The sequence below is a fragment of the Enterobacter sp. 22452 genome (assembly GCF_052045065.1).
Lineage (GTDB): Bacteria > Pseudomonadota > Gammaproteobacteria > Enterobacterales > Enterobacteriaceae > Enterobacter > Enterobacter mori.
In genome coordinates this window covers 407,817-428,143 of sequence record NZ_JBQEOB010000003.1, presented here as the reverse complement: position 1 = coordinate 428,143, position 20,327 = coordinate 407,817, and the positions used below count along the sequence as shown (strand labels likewise).

The 20,327-nt window shown below is 52.9% G+C and carries 15 protein-coding genes and 3 pseudogenes; 11 read left to right on the top strand and 7 right to left on the bottom strand.

Annotation, left to right across the window (positions count from 1 at the left end; genetic code table 11):
- Positions 1-53: 53 nt before the first annotated feature.
- The 6 genes from tdcA (at position 54) to ACTJJA_RS11885 (ending at position 7,518) form a co-directional block, all read left to right on the top strand.
- Complete coding sequence (gene tdcA, locus ACTJJA_RS11910; RefSeq protein WP_440668134.1) at positions 54-974, top strand: transcriptional regulator TdcA; 921 nt, start codon at positions 54-56, stop codon at positions 972-974.
- Between the two features lie 100 nt (positions 975-1,074).
- A complete protein-coding gene (gene tdcB / locus ACTJJA_RS11905; RefSeq protein WP_421511081.1) occupies positions 1,075-2,064 on the top strand; it encodes a bifunctional threonine ammonia-lyase/L-serine ammonia-lyase TdcB in 990 nt (329 codons plus the stop codon).
- A 9-nt stretch (positions 2,065-2,073) separates the two neighbouring features.
- Positions 2,074-3,405: a threonine/serine transporter TdcC gene (gene tdcC / locus ACTJJA_RS11900; protein WP_010435911.1), complete on the top strand. Its 1,332-nt coding sequence runs from the start codon at positions 2,074-2,076 to the stop codon at positions 3,403-3,405.
- A gap of 30 nt (positions 3,406-3,435) precedes the next feature.
- Positions 3,436-4,644 carry a propionate kinase gene (tdcD, locus tag ACTJJA_RS11895; protein WP_440668271.1) on the top strand — a complete coding sequence of 403 codons (1,209 nt, stop codon included), beginning with the start codon at positions 3,436-3,438 and terminating at the stop codon, positions 4,642-4,644.
- A gap of 15 nt (positions 4,645-4,659) precedes the next feature.
- Positions 4,660-6,954 carry a formate C-acetyltransferase gene (gene pflB, locus ACTJJA_RS11890; RefSeq protein WP_440668131.1) on the top strand — a complete coding sequence of 765 codons (2,295 nt, stop codon included), beginning with the start codon at positions 4,660-4,662 and terminating at the stop codon, positions 6,952-6,954.
- Between the two features lie 153 nt (positions 6,955-7,107).
- Complete coding sequence (locus ACTJJA_RS11885; RefSeq protein WP_440668129.1) at positions 7,108-7,518, top strand: Spy/CpxP family protein refolding chaperone; 411 nt, start codon at positions 7,108-7,110, stop codon at positions 7,516-7,518.
- Positions 7,519-7,593: 75 nt separating this feature from the next.
- On the opposite strand, the pseudogene ACTJJA_RS11880 reads toward ACTJJA_RS11885, so the two are convergent.
- The 3 genes and pseudogenes from ACTJJA_RS11880 to ACTJJA_RS11870 all read right to left on the bottom strand — a co-directional run bounded on the left by ACTJJA_RS11880 (position 7,594) and on the right by ACTJJA_RS11870 (position 8,892).
- Positions 7,594-8,078: pseudogene (locus tag ACTJJA_RS11880) on the bottom strand (Hcp family type VI secretion system effector).
- Positions 8,079-8,099: 21 nt separating this feature from the next.
- Positions 8,100-8,417 carry a DUF1493 family protein gene (locus ACTJJA_RS11875; RefSeq protein ID WP_440668127.1) on the bottom strand — a complete coding sequence of 106 codons (318 nt, stop codon included), beginning with the start codon at positions 8,415-8,417 and terminating at the stop codon, positions 8,100-8,102.
- Positions 8,418-8,419: 2 nt separating this feature from the next.
- Positions 8,420-8,892 (bottom strand): annotated as a pseudogene (locus tag ACTJJA_RS11870) (STM2901 family protein).
- A 275-nt stretch (positions 8,893-9,167) separates the two neighbouring features.
- Between ACTJJA_RS11870 and ACTJJA_RS11865 the strand changes: the two are divergent.
- Positions 9,168-9,299, top strand: a pseudogene (locus ACTJJA_RS11865) (hypothetical protein); the annotation flags it as partial.
- A 101-nt stretch (positions 9,300-9,400) separates the two neighbouring features.
- Here the strand turns inward: ACTJJA_RS11865 and ACTJJA_RS11860 are convergent.
- Positions 9,401-10,102 carry a pirin family protein gene (locus tag ACTJJA_RS11860; RefSeq protein ID WP_010435898.1) on the bottom strand — a complete coding sequence of 234 codons (702 nt, stop codon included), beginning with the start codon at positions 10,100-10,102 and terminating at the stop codon, positions 9,401-9,403.
- A 104-nt stretch (positions 10,103-10,206) separates the two neighbouring features.
- Between ACTJJA_RS11860 and yhaJ the strand changes: the two genes are divergently transcribed.
- Positions 10,207-11,109, top strand: coding sequence for a DNA-binding transcriptional regulator YhaJ (gene yhaJ, locus ACTJJA_RS11855; RefSeq protein ID WP_003862655.1), 903 nt, complete (start codon positions 10,207-10,209; stop codon positions 11,107-11,109).
- 41 nt (positions 11,110-11,150) lie between these two features.
- Here yhaJ and ACTJJA_RS11850 read toward each other — a convergent pair whose 3' ends face one another.
- The 3 genes from ACTJJA_RS11850 to ACTJJA_RS11840 all read right to left on the bottom strand — a co-directional run bounded on the left by ACTJJA_RS11850 (position 11,151) and on the right by ACTJJA_RS11840 (position 13,152).
- Positions 11,151-11,516 carry a DUF805 domain-containing protein gene (locus ACTJJA_RS11850; RefSeq protein ID WP_010435895.1) on the bottom strand — a complete coding sequence of 122 codons (366 nt, stop codon included), beginning with the start codon at positions 11,514-11,516 and terminating at the stop codon, positions 11,151-11,153.
- A gap of 106 nt (positions 11,517-11,622) precedes the next feature.
- On the bottom strand, positions 11,623-12,597 hold the full coding sequence (locus tag ACTJJA_RS11845) for a glutathione S-transferase family protein (protein ID WP_440668123.1): 975 nt from the start codon (positions 12,595-12,597) through the stop codon (positions 11,623-11,625).
- Between the two features lie 372 nt (positions 12,598-12,969).
- Entirely contained in the window at positions 12,970-13,152 is a 183-nt protein-coding gene (locus ACTJJA_RS11840; RefSeq protein ID WP_440668121.1) for a hypothetical protein, read from the bottom strand.
- Positions 13,153-14,408: 1,256 nt separating this feature from the next.
- Here ACTJJA_RS11840 and ACTJJA_RS11835 point away from each other — a divergent pair.
- From ACTJJA_RS11835 to ACTJJA_RS11825, 3 genes are all read left to right on the top strand, one after another.
- Positions 14,409-15,719: an Ig-like domain-containing protein gene (locus ACTJJA_RS11835; RefSeq protein ID WP_440668120.1), complete on the top strand. Its 1,311-nt coding sequence runs from the start codon at positions 14,409-14,411 to the stop codon at positions 15,717-15,719.
- A 66-nt stretch (positions 15,720-15,785) separates the two neighbouring features.
- Positions 15,786-17,456: an Ig-like domain-containing protein gene (locus ACTJJA_RS11830; RefSeq protein ID WP_440668118.1), complete on the top strand. Its 1,671-nt coding sequence runs from the start codon at positions 15,786-15,788 to the stop codon at positions 17,454-17,456.
- 40 nt (positions 17,457-17,496) lie between these two features.
- Positions 17,497-20,327, top strand: a 2,831-nt coding sequence (locus ACTJJA_RS11825; RefSeq protein WP_440668116.1) for an Ig-like domain-containing protein, incomplete at its 3' end; no start/stop codon positions are given.

The window sequence follows — 20,327 nt, the reverse complement described above, 5'->3', positions numbered from 1 at the left end:
AAACACTATTAGGTAGAATTCGCTCCGTCATAGGGAAATAAGCGCAGAATATTATGAAAACTATTATTCTACCGAAAACACAGCACCTCGTGGTATTTCAGGAAGTCATTAAAAGTGGCTCCATAGGTTCTGCGGCAAGACAACTGGGCCTGACGCAACCGGCCGTCAGCAAAATCATCAGCGATATCGAATCCTACTTCGGGGTTGAAGTGATGATTCGTAAAAACACGGGCGTTAAGTTGACCGCAGCAGGCCAGGTTCTGCTCTCGTATTCAGAGTCGATCACCCGCGAAATGAAAAACATGGTGAGCGAGATCAACAGCCTCAGTTTTAGCACCGTTATGGACGTCTCCTTTGGCTATCCGTCGCTGATAGGCTTCACCTTCCTGTCTGAGATGATCAAAAAATTCAAGGAAGTGTTCCCGAAAGCGCGCGTCTCGATGTACGAAGCACAGCTCTCTTCGTTCCTGCCCGCCATTCGCGACGGTCGGCTGGATTTCGCTATCGGCACGTTAAGCGATGAAATGCTGCTGCAGGACCTGCACGTCGAGCCGCTGTTTGAGTCCGAGTTTGTGCTGGTCGCCAGCAAATCACGAACGTGCACCGGCCCGACGACACTGGCATCGCTCACGCACGAGCAGTGGGTGATGCCGCAAACCGATATGGGCTACTACAAAGAACTTCTGACCACCCTGCAAGACAACCACATCAGCATTGAAAACATCGTCCAGACCGATTCCGTCGTTACCATTTATAACCTTGTCCTCAATGCCGATTATCTGACGGTGATTCCCCGCGACATGATTGCGCCGTTCGGTTCTGACCAGTTTATTGTCTTGCCGGTGGAAGATGAATTACCCGTGGCGCGTTACGCCGCGGTGTGGTCTAAAAATTACAGTATTAAAAAATCAGCATCAGTATTAGTTGAACTGGCAAAACAATATTCGTCGATGAATATCGAAAGACGACGATGAATAATAAGTATCCATTTTAAAAACACCCAGAGCTTATCTCTGTAACGCTCTGATACCCTGACTTTGCCTGAAAACAATGAATTATTATAACGAGGATATTATGCACATTACTTACGATCTCCCGGTAACGATTGAAGATATTCAGGATGCCAGAAAACGACTGGCAGGAAAAATCTATAAAACCGGCATGCCGCGCTCGAATTATCTCAGCGAACGTTGTAAGGGTGAGATATTCCTGAAGTTTGAAAACATGCAGCGTACCGGTTCATTCAAAATTCGCGGCGCGTTTAATAAGTTAAGCTCGCTCACCGATGCTGAAAAACGCAAAGGCGTTGTCGCCTGTTCGGCGGGAAACCATGCGCAGGGCGTGTCGCTCTCCTGCGCCATGCTCGGTATCGACGGCAAAGTGGTGATGCCGATGGGCGCGCCGAAATCTAAGGTTGCCGCCACGCGCGACTACTCCGCCGAAGTGGTGCTCCACGGCGAGAACTTTAACGACACCATCGCCAGGGTGAGCGAAATCGTCGAAATGGAAGGGCGCATTTTTATTCCGCCTTACGATGACCCAAAAGTGATTGCCGGGCAGGGCACCATCGGTCTGGAAATTCTTGAAGATTTATACGACGTGGATAACGTCATTGTGCCTATCGGCGGCGGCGGATTAATTGCCGGGATTGCCACAGCGATTAAATCCATCAACCCGACCATTAATATTATCGGCGTGCAGTCTGAGAACGTGCACGGTATGGCAGCGTCTTATCAGGCCGGGGAAATCGTTAACCATCGCGTCACCGGAACATTAGCAGACGGCTGCGATGTTTCTCGTCCCGGTAAATTAACCTTCGAAATTGTTCGTGAATTAGTTGACGACATTGTTCTGGTCAGTGAGGACGATATTCGCAACAGCATGATCGCGCTCATTCAGCGAAATAAAGTGGTGACAGAAGGTGCTGGCGCGCTGGCCTGCGCGGCGTTATTAAGCGGCAAACTTGACCATTATATTCAGGGTCGTAAAACCGTCTGCATTATTTCCGGCGGCAATATCGATCTCTCCCGTGTTTCCCAAATTACCGGCTTCGTTGACGCATAAAGGTGACCTATGAGCAACACAGAAAGCATTATCGTTGGCCAGACAAAAACGTCCTCCTGGCGTAAGTCTGATACCACCTGGACGCTTGGCCTGTTTGGTACCGCCATTGGCGCGGGCGTGCTGTTCTTCCCCATTCGCGCAGGCTTTGGTGGCCTGATCCCCATTCTGCTGATGCTGGTTCTCGCGTTCCCGATTGCGTTCTACTGCCACCGGGCGCTGGCGCGCCTGTGTCTGTCAGGCAGTAACGTCTCGGGCAACATCACCGAAACGGTAGAAGAGCACTTCGGTAAGACCGGCGGGGTGGTGATCACGTTCCTCTACTTCTTTGCGATTTGCCCGCTGCTGTGGATTTACGGCGTCACTATTACCAACACCTTCATGACCTTCTGGGAAAACCAGCTCCAGCTGCCCGCGCTGAACCGTGGCTTTGTGGCGCTGTTCCTGCTGCTGCTGATGGCCTTTGTTATCTGGTTTGGTAAAGACCTGATGGTGAAGGTCATGAGCTTCCTGGTGTTCCCGTTTATCGCCAGCCTGGTGCTGATTTCCCTGTCGCTGATCCCTTACTGGAACTCGGCGGTGATCGACCAGGTCAACCTGAGCGATATCGCCTTCACCGGTCATGACGGCATTCTGGTCACCGTGTGGCTGGGGATCTCCATCATGGTCTTCTCCTTTAACTTCTCGCCTATCGTCTCCTCGTTTGTGGTCTCCAAGCGCGAAGAGTACGAGCCGGAGTTCGGGAAAGAGTTTACCGAGCAGAAATGTTCCAAAATCATCGGCCGCGCCAGCCTGCTGATGGTGGCCGTGGTGATGTTCTTCGCCTTCAGCTGCCTGTTCACCCTCTCTCCGCAGAACATGGCGGACGCCAAGGCGCAGAACATTCCGGTGCTCTCTTATCTGGCGAACCACTTCGCGTCGCTGTCAGGCACTAAATCTACCTTCGCCACCGTGCTGGAATACGGCGCATCCATCATTGCGCTGGTCGCTATCTTCAAATCCTTCTTTGGTCACTACCTCGGCACGCTGGAAGGGCTGAACGGTCTGGTGCTCAAGTTCGGCTATAAGGGCGATAAGAAGAAAGTCTCCGTCGGCAAGCTGAACACCATCAGCATGATCTTCATCATGGGCTCCACCTGGGTTGTGGCCTACGCCAACCCGAACATTCTGGACCTTATTGAAGCTATGGGCGCGCCAATCATCGCCTCTCTGCTGTGCCTGCTGCCGATGTACGCCATCCGCAAAGCACCGGCGCTGGCGAAATACAAAGGCCGTACCGAGAACATCTTCGTTACCGTGGTTGGTCTGCTGACCATTCTGAATATCGTTTACAAACTGTTCTAACCCATTGCTCAGGAAGAGCGGAGTCACATGATGATTGAGTTTCCGGTAGTACTGGTTATTAACTGCGGATCGTCCTCTGTTAAGTTTTCGGTGCTCGACGCCAGCAGCTGCGATGCCCTGATGACGGGGATTGCGGACGGGATCAACACCGAGAAGGCCTTTATTTCCGTGAACGGGGGTGAGCCAGTCCGACTGGCTCACCAGGACTACGAAGGGGCGCTGGCTGCCATCGCCCTGGAGCTGGAGAAGCGTAACCTGATGAGCAGCGTGGCCTTAATTGGCCACCGCATTGCACACGGCGGCGACCTCTTCAGCGAGTCGACCCTGATCACGGAAGAGGTGATTGCGCAGATCCGCCAGGTCTCCCCGCTGGCGCCGCTGCATAACTACGCCAACCTGAGCGGCGTGGAAGCCGCAGAGCGCCTGTTCCCGGGCGTGCAGCAGGTGGCGGTATTTGATACCAGCTTCCACCAGACGCTGCCGCCGCAGGCGTATCTGTACGGATTGCCGTACCGCTATTTTGAAGAGCTGGGCGTGCGCCGCTACGGCTTCCACGGCACCTCTCACCGTTACGTGGCCGCGCAGGCGCATACGCTTCTCGGGCTGTCCCCCGATGACAGCGGGCTGGTGATTGCCCATCTCGGGAACGGGGCGTCCATCTGCGCGGTGCGCAACGGCGAAAGCGTCGATACCTCAATGGGGATGACGCCGCTGGAAGGGCTGGTGATGGGCACGCGCTGCGGCGATGTGGACTTCGGTGCGATGGCGTGGATTGCCCAGCAGACCGGCCAGTCGTTTGAAGATCTGGAGCGCGTGGTCAATAAAGAGTCCGGGTTGCTGGGGATCTCCGGTCTCTCCTCCGATTTACGCGCGCTGGAGAAAGCCTGGCACGAAGGCAACGAGCGGGCACAGCTGGCTATCCATACCTTCGTTCACCGCATTGCGCGGCACATTGCGGGTCACGCGGCGTCCCTGCACCGCCTGGATGGGGTGGTCTTTACCGGCGGCATTGGCGAAAACTCGAAGCTTGTCCGCGCGCTGGTGGCGGAACGCCTGAAAGTCTTCGGCATCATCCTCGACGATGCCAAAAATGCCCTGCCGGGCAGCGCGGGTGAGCGCGTCATTAGCACCGAGTCGTCCCGCGTGGCCTGCGCGGTTGTCCCTACCAACGAAGAAAAAATGATCGCGCTGGACGCCCTCCGTCTTGGGAAGGTTACCCCGGCTGCGGCTTACGCCTGATAAAGCGAGAATCACATGAAAGTTACAATCGATACGGGCGTCGCGCCCTACAGCGACGCATGGGCCGGGTTTCGCGGTGAAGAATGGAAAAACGCCGTTAACGTGCGCGATTTTATTCAGCATAACTACACCCCTTATGAAGGCGATGAAGCTTTCCTCGCGCAGGCGACGCCAGCAACGACGGCGCTGTGGCAGAAGGTGATGGTCGGCATTCGCCAGGAGAATGCCACCCACGCCCCGGTGGATTTTGACACCAACATTGCCACCACCATTACGGCCCACGGGCCGGGCTACATCGACCAGGATCTGGAGACGATCGTTGGTCTGCAAACAGATAAGCCGCTCAAGCGCGCGCTGCACCCGTACGGTGGGATCAACATGATCCGCAGCTCGTTCGAGGCCTATGGCCGCGAGATGGATCCGCAGTTTGAATACCTGTTTACCGACCTGCGCAAAACCCACAACCAGGGCGTGTTTGACGTCTACTCGCCGGAGATGATGCGCTGCCGTAAATCCGGCGTACTGACCGGTTTGCCGGACGGCTACGGGCGCGGGCGCATCATCGGCGACTATCGCCGCGTGGCGCTGTACGGGATCGCTTATCTGGTGCGCGAGCGTGAACTTCAGTTTGCGGATCTGCAGGGGAAACTCGAGCGCGGTGAAGATCTCGAGGCGACGATCCGCCTGCGCGAGGAGCTGGCGGAGCACAAACGCGCGCTGCTGCAGATCCAGCAGATGGCGGCGAGCTATGGCTTTGATATTTCACGTCCGGCGATGAACGCCCGGGAAGCGGTGCAGTGGGTCTATTTTGCCTACCTTGCCGCGGTGAAATCCCAGAACGGCGGGGCGATGTCGCTGGGGCGCACGGCCTCGTTCCTCGATATTTACATCGAGCGCGACATGCAGGCCGGGCGGCTGAATGAAGTCCAGGCGCAGGAGCTGATCGACCACTTCATCATGAAGATCCGCATGGTGCGCTTCCTGCGCACGCCGGAGTTCGACACGCTCTTCTCCGGCGATCCGATCTGGGCGACGGAAGTAATTGGCGGCATGGGGCTGGACGGGCGCACGCTGGTGACCAAAAACAGCTTCCGCTATCTGCATACCCTGCACACCATGGGGCCGGCACCGGAGCCGAACCTGACGATCCTCTGGTCTGAACAGCTGCCGATCGCGTTCAAGAAATACGCCGCGCAGGTGTCGATCGTCACCTCTTCGCTGCAGTATGAGAACGACGATCTGATGCGTGCCGACTTCGACAGCGATGATTACGCCATTGCCTGCTGCGTCAGCCCGATGGTAATCGGCAAGCAGATGCAGTTCTTTGGCGCGCGCGCCAACCTCGCCAAAACGCTGCTGTACGCGATCAACGGCGGGGTGGACGAGAAGCTGAAGATCCAGGTCGGTCCGAAAACCGAGCCGCTGCTGGACGACGTGCTGGATTACGACACCGTGATGGCGAGCCTCGATCACTTTATGGACTGGCTGGCGGTGCAGTACATCAGCGCGCTGAATCTCATTCACTACATGCATGATAAGTACAGCTACGAAGCCTCGCTGATGGCGCTGCACGACCGGGACGTCTATCGCACCATGGCCTGCGGCATTGCCGGGCTGTCAGTGGCGGCGGATTCCCTGTCGGCCATTAAATACGCCACGGTGAAACCGGTGCGCGACCATACCGGTCTGGCGGTCGATTTCGTGATTGAAGGAGACTATCCGCAGTACGGCAACAACGACGACCGCGTGGACAGCATCGCCTGCGACCTGGTGGAGCGCTTTATGAAGAAAATTCAGGCGCTGCCAACCTACCGCAACGCGGTACCGACTCAATCTATCCTTACCATCACCTCCAACGTGGTGTACGGCCAGAAGACTGGGAACACGCCGGACGGACGCCGCGGCGGCACGCCGTTTGCGCCTGGCGCGAACCCGATGCACGGCCGCGACAGAAAAGGGGCGGTGGCCTCGCTAACGTCGGTTGCCAAGCTGCCTTTCACCTATGCCAAAGACGGGATCTCGTACACCTTCTCCATCGTGCCGCAGGCGCTGGGCAAGGACGAGCTGGTGCGCAAAACCAACCTGGTGGGGCTGCTGGACGGGTATTTCCATCACGAAGCGTCTATTGAGGGTGGGCAGCATCTGAACGTCAACGTCATGAACCGGGAAATGCTCCTCGATGCCATTGCGCATCCCGAGAATTACCCGAACCTGACCATCCGCGTTTCGGGCTATGCGGTGCGGTTTAACGCCCTGACGCGCGAGCAGCAGCAGGATGTGATTTCAAGGACGTTTACGCAATCAATCTGACAACATTCAGGTCTCATGCCCCCTCAACGCAGGGGGCATTTTTTTTGCCCGCTAAACATACAAAATTGTTTATATAATTACTCACACATATTCATCCGCTCTTGAAAAACAATGTTCCTGCTTTTCCCAATAACAAAATGTAAGGACAGTAAGATGATGAAAATGACCCGTATTGCTTTGGTTGCAGCGTCGTTGGCAGTGTGCAGTTTTACCGCGCAGGCTGCGAACGTTGAGGCAGCCCCGTCTCCATCGCAGGATCCGCTGGTACAGCACCTGAAGCTCAGCAATGAGCAGGTTAAAAAGATTGAAGATCTGCATCAGCAGCTGGAACAAAATGTCAGCAAGATCCCAATGACGGGCGTGAAGGACGGTGCGTTGATCGACATGTTCCAGGCGGGCAAATGGGACGAAAGCACGGTGAAAAGCCAGCTTACCGCCTTCAGCAAAATTGAAGAGCAGACCCGTTATTACCGCGTGAAATATTACTTCGATGTCAGCCAGGTATTGACACCGGAACAGCGTAAGCAGATCAGAACCGATATGGCTAACGCGCTGGCTGAGTGATCCTGGAATCAATCATTTAAAATGAAAACTCACAGAATCGCTTCAATTGGATTCTGTGAGAATGAATTCTAAACATCATGCCGACGCACGTTCATTCCATGCATCAGCAAACTGAATATTCCCGTCGCAATAGGTCCAGGTCGCTTTTTCGTAGCGCAATTGAACAGATTCAAGGTGGCCAGTACCAGGGCAGTTACGTGTATCGTTAACAATAGGGGAGATAGAGACAACTTTCACACCTTCCAGCTCAGTTCTAAAGTATTCAACCTCCCAACCTGCGTCATTAATTCGGTAATATCTAATTTCAACTTTCTTAAGGTTTTGCCCTGTCGCTACCGCCTTATAAAGATAAGGAGATGAGCTATCAATTTCCTTCTCGAACAGGAAAGGCGCGTGTTTCCTCGTTCCGGTTAATCTTCCGGAGAGTGGATCGGTTGGAATACTCAAATTATGGTTAAACCTCTAATTTCAACACTCCCTTCACGATCCTGAACATCACATGAACCTTTAATGAGTGAGCCACCGTCGTCATAGAACCAAATGTGAACAGGTACGGCCATGATAAAAACTCCTTCTATAAATCAATCGTGTATCCATTTTCCTGCTTTTACCGCTTCGGCAAACATTCTTACCGTCAATGGCTTTGATATTTGCTTAACCGGTTCTTTAGTAAACAATTTCCTGAAAAACCAGGTTTGAGTCCAGGGGAAATAATTTCCAGTGTTAACTTCAATAAGATACTTTTTTTCGAATCGCTCAATGGCATATACGATATCATCCAGATCCGTGTAATCCTGTAAAACATCATCTATCCCGAGGGGAATCCGTTTACCCGTAAATGTGCCTTGTTCTGGTAAATTATCCCTGAAGAATTTTAAAACATCAGCTTCACTGTTCATCTTCACCAAATCCGGTCTTTTGGGTGAGCAATCGTATTATATCTTGAAAGCGTTTTGTAACTTATCATTGCAACATCTGCAGCAAGTATGGTTATCCCTAGTGCAGGTATCCATCGGCCAATGAACGCACCTAAGTTTTTGGTATACATTGGTTTTCTGTATTTAAAGCTTGCAAGTGTAATTGTAGGTAGTCGGTGTGGTAGCTGTACATTCAGTAGATCTCGCAGGTACTTAGATGCCACAGATGTGCCTATTGTAGCCGTTTCTGGCTTTGTTCTGGTTTCAAGTATAGGTAAACCAAGAATCATAGTGGCCATCATTACTGCATCCTTTAATCCGCCGAACTGTTCATCGGTGGCATCCAAAAAAATAACTCAGATGCGGAGATGTTACATACACCTTTATAAAAGTATGTTCCATTGAGTTCTTCAACGGTGTCCGTAGTATAACCATAATCATCAGGTGGTTTGTTGATATGTCATCCTATAAAAAACAAAGGGCTGAGAGTAGGGCATTCATCTTTATAAATTCCGAAATATTCGTTTTTTCACGAGTGGCTACTATTTTTAAAAGTACATCATTCTTAGAAAGTCTTGGTTATTTTTTTTATCAGTTCATGGGGATTTTTTCTCCCTTGCTCCGGTTGAGATTTTCTCACACCAACATTAAGTACCTGCTGCAATCTGAATCGCAATCGCTGGAAATCGGCAACATAGTCGGCAACGCTAGCGGGACGATCTGCGACGGGGGCTAACAGGCAACGAGGGGATTGTGGCCCACGACGTGGAACAGTCTATCTCGAACCTGTGCGCACTGGCCTGCCGCTCAATGCAGGCAACGGACCGGCAGATTATTGAGATTATGGCGAGTAAGGTGTTGTGAATAGTTCCTCTCCCCTCACCCTAGCCCTCTCCCCAAAGGGGAGAGGGAACCAATCGAGCCCCTCGCCCCTTTGGGGAGAGGGGTTGGGGTGAGGGGGATTTTTAAACCGGCAAATCAATCAGCAGCGCGCGCAGCGGCGTATCCGCCACCAGGGTGATATTCGCTTCATCACGAATAAACGCGCCGTCACCGCAGGTGAGCGCTTCTTTCTCTTCCGTGTGCGTCACCGCATGCACCGTACCGTGAATCGACTGCAGATAGGCGCGCGGACCGTGAAGCTGGAAGCTAGCCTGTTCGCCTTTCTTCAGTTCGATGTGGTGCAGCCACACCTGCTGACGGAGCTGCAAACTGCCTTTGCTGCCGTCCGGCGACGCAATCAGCTGCTGTTTATCGTCCGTTAAATCTATCTTCTGAACCAGCGGATTTTCCCGCTCAGGGCAGGCGTCCAGCCACAGCTGCATGCGGGTCAGCGTTTTGTCTTTGCTGAGGTTATGCTCGCTGTAGCTGATGCCCGGCTGCGTGGAAATTAACAACGCTTCGCCAGCCTTTGCCTGGACATGATTGCCCTCGCTATCGCGGTATTCTGCCTCGCCTTCCAGGATCAGGTTCAGGATATCGACTTTCGGATACGTACGCGGCTGGAAGGAGGCGCCCGGAGCGAGCACTTCCTGGTTCAACACGCGCAATGAAGCGTAACCGAGGAGTTTAGGGTCAAAGTAGTGTCCAAAGGAAAAGGTGTAGCGGGCCTGCAGCCAACCGAAATCGGCTTGTCCGCACTGTTTAGCTGTTCTTGTCGTAATCATAAACTTGACCTCTCTTTACACTAAAACAATGGTAAAGGTATGGACGCTGCATTGTTAGCCAGATATTCTGCCCGGTATGTTCAAATTTCCTGAATGAGAACGAGATGGCTAAAGAGAGAGCATTGACGCTTGAGGCGCTGCGCGTCATGGACGCGATTGACCGACGCGGCAGTTTTGCTGCGGCGGCAGATGAACTGGGGCGCGTTCCGTCTGCGCTGAGCTACACCATGCAGAAGCTGGAGGAAGAGCTGGACGTGGTGCTGTTTGACCGCTCCGGCCATCGAACAAAATTCACGAACGTTGGCCGCATGCTGCTGGAACGCGGTCGTGTGCTGCTGGAAGCGGCGGATAAACTCACGACGGACGCCGAAGCGCTGGCGCGCGGCTGGGAAACCCATCTGACGTTAGTTACCGAAGCGCTGGTGCCGACTGAAGCGCTGTTCCCGCTGGTGGACCGCCTGGCTGCGAAAGCCAATACGCAGCTGTCGATCATTACCGAGGTGCTGGCAGGGGCGTGGGAGCGTCTGGAAACGGGCAGGGCGGATATTGTTATTGCGCCGGACATGCACTTCCGTTCTTCGTCAGAAATTAACTCCCGCAAGCTCTATAGCGTGATGAACGTTTATGTCGCCGCGCCGGATCACCCGATCCATCAGGAGCCTGAGCCGCTTTCGGAGGTTACGCGCGTGAAGTATCGTGGCGTTGCGGTAGCAGATACCGCCCGTGAACGTCCGGTGTTAACGGTACAGCTGCTGGATAAACAGCCGCGTTTAACCGTCACGTCGCTGGAAGATAAGCGTCAGGCATTGCTGGCCGGGCTGGGTGTGGCGACGATGCCTTATCCTTTTGTTGAAAAGGACATTGCGGAAGGGCGACTGCGCGTTGTCAGCCCGGAATATACCAGCGAGGTGGATATCATTATGGCGTGGCGACGCGACAGCATGGGCGAAGCCAAATCCTGGTGCCTGCGCGAAATACCAAAGCTGTTTGCCCACCACAATAAATAAAATCGTAGGCCCGGTAAGCGAAAGCGCCACCGGGCTCTGATTTACATGCCCGCTTTCGGATCCGGACCAAAGCGGTTTTCACCCGGCGTGCCGTTCTGACAGTTGAAGACCAGGATCACAATCCAGCCCACGATCGGGATCAACAGCAGCAAGAGCCACCAGGCTGAACGATCGGTATCGTGCAGGCGTCGGAACTGAACCGCCCAGGAAGGCAGCATTATAAACACGCCATAAATCGTGGTGAGAATGCCTTCTCCTCCGGCACGCTCCCAGCCCAGAATTTTGTCCACAATACTCAACACCAGGGCGAGGATGAAGTTCACCAGAACGAACATCCAGTACTCTTTGCGGCGGGCGCGGCCACCAAATCCAATGTAGTTGCGCAGTACGTTTAAATACCAGTCCATTTTCCTTGCCTCATTAGTCAGTCAATCACTTGTTTTCTAAGCGATCGAGGTAAGGATAGATGGAGATTGTGAATTAAAAAAGGGCATCTATTGATGCCCTGAATATTTATCCGAAACGAACGTCGCGCCCGTGAGGTTCATCCAGATCCTGCCATGGCCCAATGGAGATAATGCCCGTTGGGTTAATCGTCTTGTGGCTGCGGAAATAGTGGGTGCGAATATGGTCGAAGTCGACCGTTTCGGCGATACCCGGCATCTGGTAGATATCGCGCAGGAAACCATACAGGTTCAGATAATCGCTGATGCGGTGTTTATCACACTTAAAGTGGGTGACGTACACCGGATCAAAACGCACCAGCGTCGTCCACAGGCGGATATCAGCTTCCGTCAGTTGGTCGCCCGTCAGGTAGCGATGCTGGCCGAGGATCTGCTCCAGGCGCTCCAGCGATTCAAACACCTTTCCAACCGCTTCGTCATACGCTTCCTGGCTGGTGGCAAAACCGGCCTTGTAGACGCCGTTGTTCACGTTGTCGTAGATCCAGCCGTTCAGCTCGTCAATTTTATCGCGCAGCTCAACCGGGTAATAATCACCGGCGCGGGCACCGTGGGCATCAAACGCGGTGTTGAACATGCGGATGATCTCCGCCGATTCGTTGCTGACGATCGTTTGGTTTTTCTTGTCCCACAATACCGGTACGGTGACGCGTCCGGTGTAGTGTGGATCGGCGCGCAGGTAAAGCTGGTAGAGAAAATCGTGGTGATAAAGGTCGTCACCGGTGGCGGCAGGGAAATCACTGTCGAACGTCCAGCCGTTTTCCAGCATCAGCGGGTTGACCACCGAAACCGGAATGAAGGATTCGAGCCCCTTAAGCTTGCGCACAATCAGCGTGCGGTGTGCCCACGGGCAGGCGAGAGAAACATAGAGATGATAACGGTCTTTTTCTGCCGCGAAGCCGCCTTCGCCGCTCGGGCCCGGTGCGCCGTCGGCGGTCAGCCAGTTACGGAAGGCCGAAACAGAGCGCTTGAAGCGACCCCCGGTGGATTTGGTGTCATACCATATTACCCCTACATGTTTGCTCAAAAAAACTCTCGATTATTTAAAAAATCAAGCATTATCAACACAATAAATAATGTTTTGACTCATTTTTTGTATAGGGAAAACTCTCGAAAATAACAAATTTAGTAATATGGAAGATGCTCTCTTCATTAAAATCTATCACGCCCTGATACGTGCTGACTCAATACTACTCCCCGGGTCCAAGCACAAGATCGTCCCCCTGACCAATGAACCGTGAAGTGCCGTGCTGTTGCGGTCTGGTAGTGATGACGGCGTAAAAAAAAGAAGGCGAACCGTCTTTAGTGTAGGATTCAGAATGAAAACGTCATATTTATTGAGATAAAACGTTTCCCGCGGCCCCTGACTGATAAAACGCATCAGTAAATGAAAACCATGCTATTGATGCAGATAAACGTGATCTTCAGACAAAAAATTATGTCCGGAAAGCAGTTCCCGCCGCATCAGAATATCATTCAGTAGATCATTCAAATCATCCCTGCCAATGGCGTACAGGAAGGGTTCAATATTGATAAAATTACTCTCAGCCGGTGCCAGTAAAGTCTCAACGGCGGTTTTCAACGTATCCTGGCGCTAATGTTCTGTTTGCATTATCTGAACTGAACGTAGAGTAGCAGAAACAGGTATAATACGAGTCCCTCAGTGTATATTGCGTTGATAGTCACATGAACACTTTAACTTCGGAAGTTACCCCGTTGTATTTGATTTAATTTAAAAATATGTTCCACGCATAAAATTTATTCACCTGGTGTTGTTTATTGCATCGCACATATAAAATTTGATGTCGAAATAAAATAAATATTTTCATTTTATGATTCATTGCGACAACAAATAAACATATTTGCAAAAGAAATGGTATAATATTTACGTGCAAATTAATAAAAACCATGTTATCCCTTACCGAAGGGCCAGAAAGAAGAAAAAATACAACAGGAGTATCGTGATGAGATTGAGAAATCTGAACCCAGAAAAACGAGCATAGAACACTCAGGGCAAGCAATAGCAACAAGCACACATGTTAAAATAATCTGATAAATATTCTGCCATATTCAACTGATACGCCTTCTTCCGGGAGGAAGGTTTTCCATCCCCACCACTTTAACAGCCTGTTTTTTTGTATAGGTACCTCTGCATATTCTCGGGTACCGCATTACAGTACCCGTCATATGAGTCTACCACATTTTTACGTCGCGAATCAGCATTGTTCTGATGTTGCCAGGTGTCAACGTGGGATACTCTTGTACCGCGCCTGGCCATCTTCAGGGAACTGATACTTTTTTTGTTCATGGTGCTCTTATATAGCTTGTTGATTCAATGGTTGTTGTGCGCAAGATATCTCCATCCGTCTCATATCCAAGATAAAGCCAGTCAACTCTCGCGCAACAGCAACTATCATTATATTGACTGCTTTCCCTTGCCTGAATCCTACAAAACCTTATTTGCGCATTCTATGCCCTGCCAATAATGAGTAAGCTTCTTTTCTGGCACACTCTATATGCAAAAATGACGCATTCTAATTTCAATTACTCTGTACTCTGTACTCTGTACTCTGTCATGTATGACATACCGGTGATTTTCACCAGAGGTACAAAAACATGTGTCGTGACCGTTCATCATGTCACACATTCATTGTTGAGCGATACAGATTATGAAGATTGTTTTTAATTTTCAACGGGGTGTTTCTTTCTCCGGATACCGGAAAAAATCCACCGGTCAGAAAATTGATTTACTGGATTATTGCTCAATACTTAAGACTCATTTGGCCGGCAAGTCAGAAACGTGCAAGGGCCTAATTCATCACCAACAGGATTAATATCATGCCAAATCAAATTGCTGTTACTATCGACCCAGTCAGTATCCCTGATGACAATACAACACCCGCAACAGTGAGTGCGCTTCTGACCAGCGATGGAACAACCCCTGTAACAACTGCAACGACTGTCAATTTTTCTGTCACCCCCGGCATTGGTTGTTCGTTGTCTGCAACATCAGGAACAACTGATACGACATCAGGGATTGCATCAGTTACAGCAACCTGCATCATTCCGGGGGATTATACCATCACGGCGACTGAGAGTGATGACATCTCAGTAACGGGGGATGCGGTGCTCACTGCAGTACCTGAAACAACGATCATCCTGACACCCGATCCGCTTATTACCACCCTGAACGGTACGGTTACGTTGACGGTAACACTGCTTGACTCCAGTGGAAATCCAGTCGACGGGAAAACAGTCGACTGGTCAGTCGATGCTGGCGGCCTTTACATTATAACCAGTGATTCATCTTCAGTGACAGACGCTGCTGGTACTGCTACTGTTACTGCAACCTGTTCAAATGCAGGGGTGGCCGGAATTATCACTGCGAAAGTAGATGCCCGGACATCTGCATCCTGTAATGTGTTTTTTAGCAGCCCGACAGTACCAGTGGTTTCAATTCTCAATGCCGATGACGATCACACCCTGAATGCTGACGAAATTAAACTGGGTGTCCAGTTGTATATTAATGATCCGGGTAAGGGACCTTACTCCAGCGGGGACTTTGTGACGCTTTACTGGACGGAAGGGGCGGATATCATTGATTCCAGACAGTATCCGGTCGACTCCACAACAAAATTCCCTATTTCAGTAAACATTTCATCTGAGTTTAATTCCGCGTGTTTATATAATGGCCAGTATTCAGTGTTCTATGTTTTTGAAGATGCAAACCAGAACACGCACTGTTCACAAAACTTTGCCCTGACCGTCGATGGTGTAACACCACCGGCAACACTGCCTGCACCTTCCTTCCCGGAAGCGACCAACAACACGATTAATGCGAATGCGGCAGCCGGCGGGACAAATATGCGGATCAGCTATTCCGGTATGGCGGCGGGGGATATTGTGCTCGCCTCCTGGCAGGAATACTCGTCTACCGGTGTCCCTGTTTCGGGGTCAGAAACAAGCACCTCTATTACCGTTAAATCTACTGATGTGACGCTCAGATTCTGTACCTTCATTATTGATCAGGAATATATTACTGCAGTACGTACCAGTGGTACCGCTCAGGGGTCTTATACCGTTCAGCGTTCTGGCACAGGAAATCCGGAGAATTCAGCGACGGCTACCGTCAATGTTGACTTAATTTAACCCTTACATGAAGTGCCGCCGGATATGGCGGCACTTCATGGCAAGGACCAACTCCGGGATTTATATATGAATGAAAAAATCTCGTCATCACTGACTCCTGATAATCAGGTTAACAACAATTTACCGTTGTCGGATGATTATATTATTGCAGGTGTTACCGCGTCGCCTGTCGTAACCAGTCCGGGAACGACAGTTGTCCTGACCGCCGTTGTTCAGACATCTGATGGTTTACCGGTTTCGGGTATGAATGTTATATGGGAACTTGTTTCCGGACAGCTCTATATCACACTGTCAGGCAATGCATCTGTGACGGATGCCGCTGGCTCAGCCACCATTCAGGCTACGGCGGATTCACCTTCAGGCGGGATAGTCAGGGCCAGGGCAGGAACAATAACCTCGGACTGCAGTATCCATTTCAGCGATCCTCTGCTTGGTGCGCCCGTGGTTGTCAATGCAGAAACGGACCATCAGCTGGATGCATATGAAATTTCATTAGGGGTGACGGTTTATGTACCGGAGCCTGCCGCTTATTTTAAACCCTTACCCGGGGAGCTTATTGTTTTTTACTGGGATGGGCTGGCAAGTAAAACATACGTGATACAGGATCCTCCCGTTTTCCCTTTATCAATAGATGCAACAGCCGCTTTGCCTGCATCCTGTTTTTATAATGGTCATTATGAGCTGTTTTATGATTATATCGAGCAGTCACAAAATATTCACAGTTCGCTCCCCTTTACAGTAGAAATCGTCGGATGTCCCCCTCCGGCCACGCTGCCTGCTCCTGTTTTCCCTGATGCCGATTCAACTAATACGATCAGTTATGCCTCGGTCGTGGCAAATAACGGCACCGCTCTGGAGGTGGTTTACCCGGGCATGGCTGAAGGTGACACCCTTACCGCAACATGGTTTGGGTTTAAGGATTCGCCCGATACGCCAATCCCCGGAACGCAGTGGACGGACACCCGGACCGTGACCACCGGTGAGGTTGTCGCTCAAAAAGCCGTTTTTCATATACCGGAATCGAACATCCTGCCTGTCGGTAACGGACAGGGAGAGGGGCAGTATCATGTGACTGACCTTCAGGGGAAAACGGCACTTTCCCTTCCCGGAGATGTGAATATCAGCGGTGAGCTGGCAATGAACTGCAGTACTGGTGCGCCGGTGTTTATTCCGGCGGTGCCAGTTCGTCCCGTCAATTCGATCAACCTGACAGGCCCTGCCAGTGCAGCCGTTGAATTAACCATTCTGGCCCCGACATCGGCATGTTTTTATCCCGACGGGCAGGACACGCAGCTCATCACACTGGATGATACCGGATATGGCGTGGCGCAAATCTATGACTTTTCGGCTGAATCAGTACAGATACAGGCCAGTTTAATCAGTAAACCCGGCGTAACCGCGAATGTCAGTATGCGGTTTCTTGACTGGTTGCCAGGCCGGGGTGATTTGCTCAGTTACGGGGTGTCAACAGGCTCACGGGCTGACGGTCGCAGTGTCTGCAGCGTGTACCTGCAGACAACGTACAGCTCAACGGCAACGGTCGCGAGGCTGACGCTTACGGGAAACACGCACGCCATCATCACCCAGAGCAATGCTACAACCGCAGTTAATGACGTGAAAGACTCTCATGCCTGTGCATTTGATATAACCGATACCGTGCCAGAAACGGTGGCCTTCACACTGTCCTTACCGGAGATACCCGGCTCTGACATCAGTGGTTCACTGGTGTTTATATAGTAAAAAAATAAAACACTAAATATTATGTGGAGATATACCGATGACCAGTAATGTAGCCGCAGGAAAAAGCCTGCTTTATTACAAAGAAACCGATTTCGTGGGTGCCCCGGACAGCATTGACCATGGCGGGACGGGAGTGATTGCCGCCAGCACCAGCAACTGGAACTACCTCTCCGTGGCGATGACCACCATGTACTCTTATGCCTGGAGTAAGGTCGATACTGCCGACGCCTCCCTTAGCTATCTTAACCATATTGAAGAGGTCTGCTCCGCACAGTTCGCGGATTTACAGCAGCTCTACCCGGCTCAGGATCAGTTCCCGCTCCAGTACCTGGGGATTGACCCGGATGCCGCCGTGCTGGTCTGGCTGGATATTGACGCCGCACAAACGGCCCCCAACGCGGTGGCATCCTCCGCGCTGGTAGGTGGTAGTTCACAGAGCGTCACCACGCTGTCCCTGCCGGGTCGGCCTGCCGCGCTGGGGTTTGTTGCTCCCACGAACGGAAGCTCAGTGGTCGCCTCCTGTCGCTACGGTGATTACGATGCCACCACCGGGACTGTCGCCTGGACCGGTACCGGCACGCTCGTTGTGGAGTATCAGAATAATGCCGTCACACTGATTAACGCGGGGGGATTCCCGGCGAACTGGGTCTTCTCAGACCCGGTGCTGAAAGGGGACGGAACCTGGCACACCACGCTTGGCGGCGGCACGCCGGCCACGGACACCATCAGCAGCCTGACATCTGATAAAACGGTGATTGCCAACAACGGGACAGATACGGCTACCCTGACGGCAACCGTTACCGACGGCGCGGGACAGCCCGTTGCCGGCGTGACTGTCAACTGGACGACATCTCAGGGTAATCTGGGCGCCAGCGCCTCGCAGACCGGAGCAAACGGTCAGGCCATCACCACGCTGACCGATACCGGCGGTACCGGCATCGCCACCGTAACGGCCAGTATTACCGGCAGCCTCCGCTCCGTGGATATCACGCTGTCCTCTCAGTCCGCCGGCCTGACGCTGTATCAGACTATCAGTTACGGTGGTAACAGCGAACCTCTGGCTATTGAGAACAGCGAACAGCTGCGTAATGCCGTGTCTCAGTGGGCCTGGCAGTCCGTCCGACTGAACGGCGAGCACCTGTTTGGTCATACGCTGATTGCAGACCGGACGGCATTCGATTTTAGAACCTACCGGGACAGCTACGATGTCAGCGATAACGCTGACCTGACGGCCTGGTATCCCCAGCTTCTGTCCTCCCCTGCCGTGCAGGGCACTGCCCTGGGCGGGGATGACGTGGTGGTCAGGGTGTTGCTGTTCCCCGCTGACCGCAGCCAGTCTGTGGTGGCAACGGCAACACAGTCCTGGCCAAAAGTGACAGAAACGGCCAGCGTGTCAAATGGCCTGCAGACGGTGGAGGGCGTACTGGTCATCCTGAACAAAAAACAGGGACTGACCACGGTTTCGCTGAACGTGGGGAGTCTGGATACCACTACCGGCCTGGTGACGTGGCAGTTCACTTCGTCACTCACCGCCTCCTGGAATGAAGATAAACAGGTTCCGGAGGTCAGACTGGGTGCCGATGCGCCGTCTGACTGGACGCTGTACCCGCCGCAGGCTACGGACAAAACCGGGGAGTACAAATCCATTCTGGCGCTCTCTGCCAGCGCGGTGACGCCGGTGATTGATTCCCTGCAGCGTGACAAAACATCCATTCTCAATAATGGTACGGACTACGCCACCCTGACCGCCGTAGTGAAGGACTCCGTGACAGGTACGGTGCTCAGCGGTGTGCAGGTGAGCTGGACGAAAACCCTGGGGACGCTCAGTGAGACCACGACGACCACGGATGCAAACGGCAAAACCAGTGTGACCCTGAGTGACACCGGGGATACCGGTAGCTCCACCGTAACGGCCAGTATTACCGGCAGCAGCCAGTCGGTTGACGTGCTGATTACGGCTGTCGCTGCCGGGGCCATGCTGTACCAGTCCATGAACTATGGCGGTACCAGCGAGACGCTGGCGACAGGCAGCAGTGAGATGCTGCGCAGTCCGCTGTATCAGTGGAGCTGGCAGTCAGTGAAACCCGGAAGCAGCCATCTGTTCGGGCATACGCTGACGGGGGATATTACCGCCTTCGATTTCCGGACATACCGGGACAGTTATGACGTGACGGACAACCCGGACCTGACGGCAAACTACCCGGTGGTGGCGGGGGCGGCAGTGCAGGGAACGAGCCTGGGAAGCGACGACGTGGTGGTCCGGGTGACGCTGGTGCCGTCAGACCGGAGTCAGTCGGTGGTGGCCGTGGCGCAGCAGAGCTATCCGGGGAGCATCGTCGCAGAATATCTGGCCAGCGTCACCGACGGCGTTCTGACGCAGGCGGGCGTCCTGGTGGTGATGAACAAAAACCAGGGGCTGAGGACGTTCCCGCTGAAGGTGGGGGCGCTGGATACGACCACGGGGCTGGTGAGCTGGCAGACCACCACGTCGCTGATAGCGACCTGGAACGGGACGTCGCAGTTACCGGAGGTGATACTGGGGAGCGACGCGCCGGCTGACTGGAAGCTGCTGCCGCCGCAGGCCACGGATAAGGCCGGGGAGTATAAATCCATACTGGCACTCTCCGCCAGCGCCGTTGAGCCGGTCATCGATTCCCTGACCAGCGATAAAGCATCCATCACGAACGACGGGACGGACTACGCTACACTGACCGCCGTGGTGAAGGACTCTGTGACGGGTACGGTGCTCAGCGGTGTGCAGGTGACCTGGGCGACGACGCTGGGGACGCTCAGTGCGACAACCTCCACCACGGATGCGAACGGAAATACCAGCGTGACCCTGAGCGATACCGGCGATACCGGAACGGC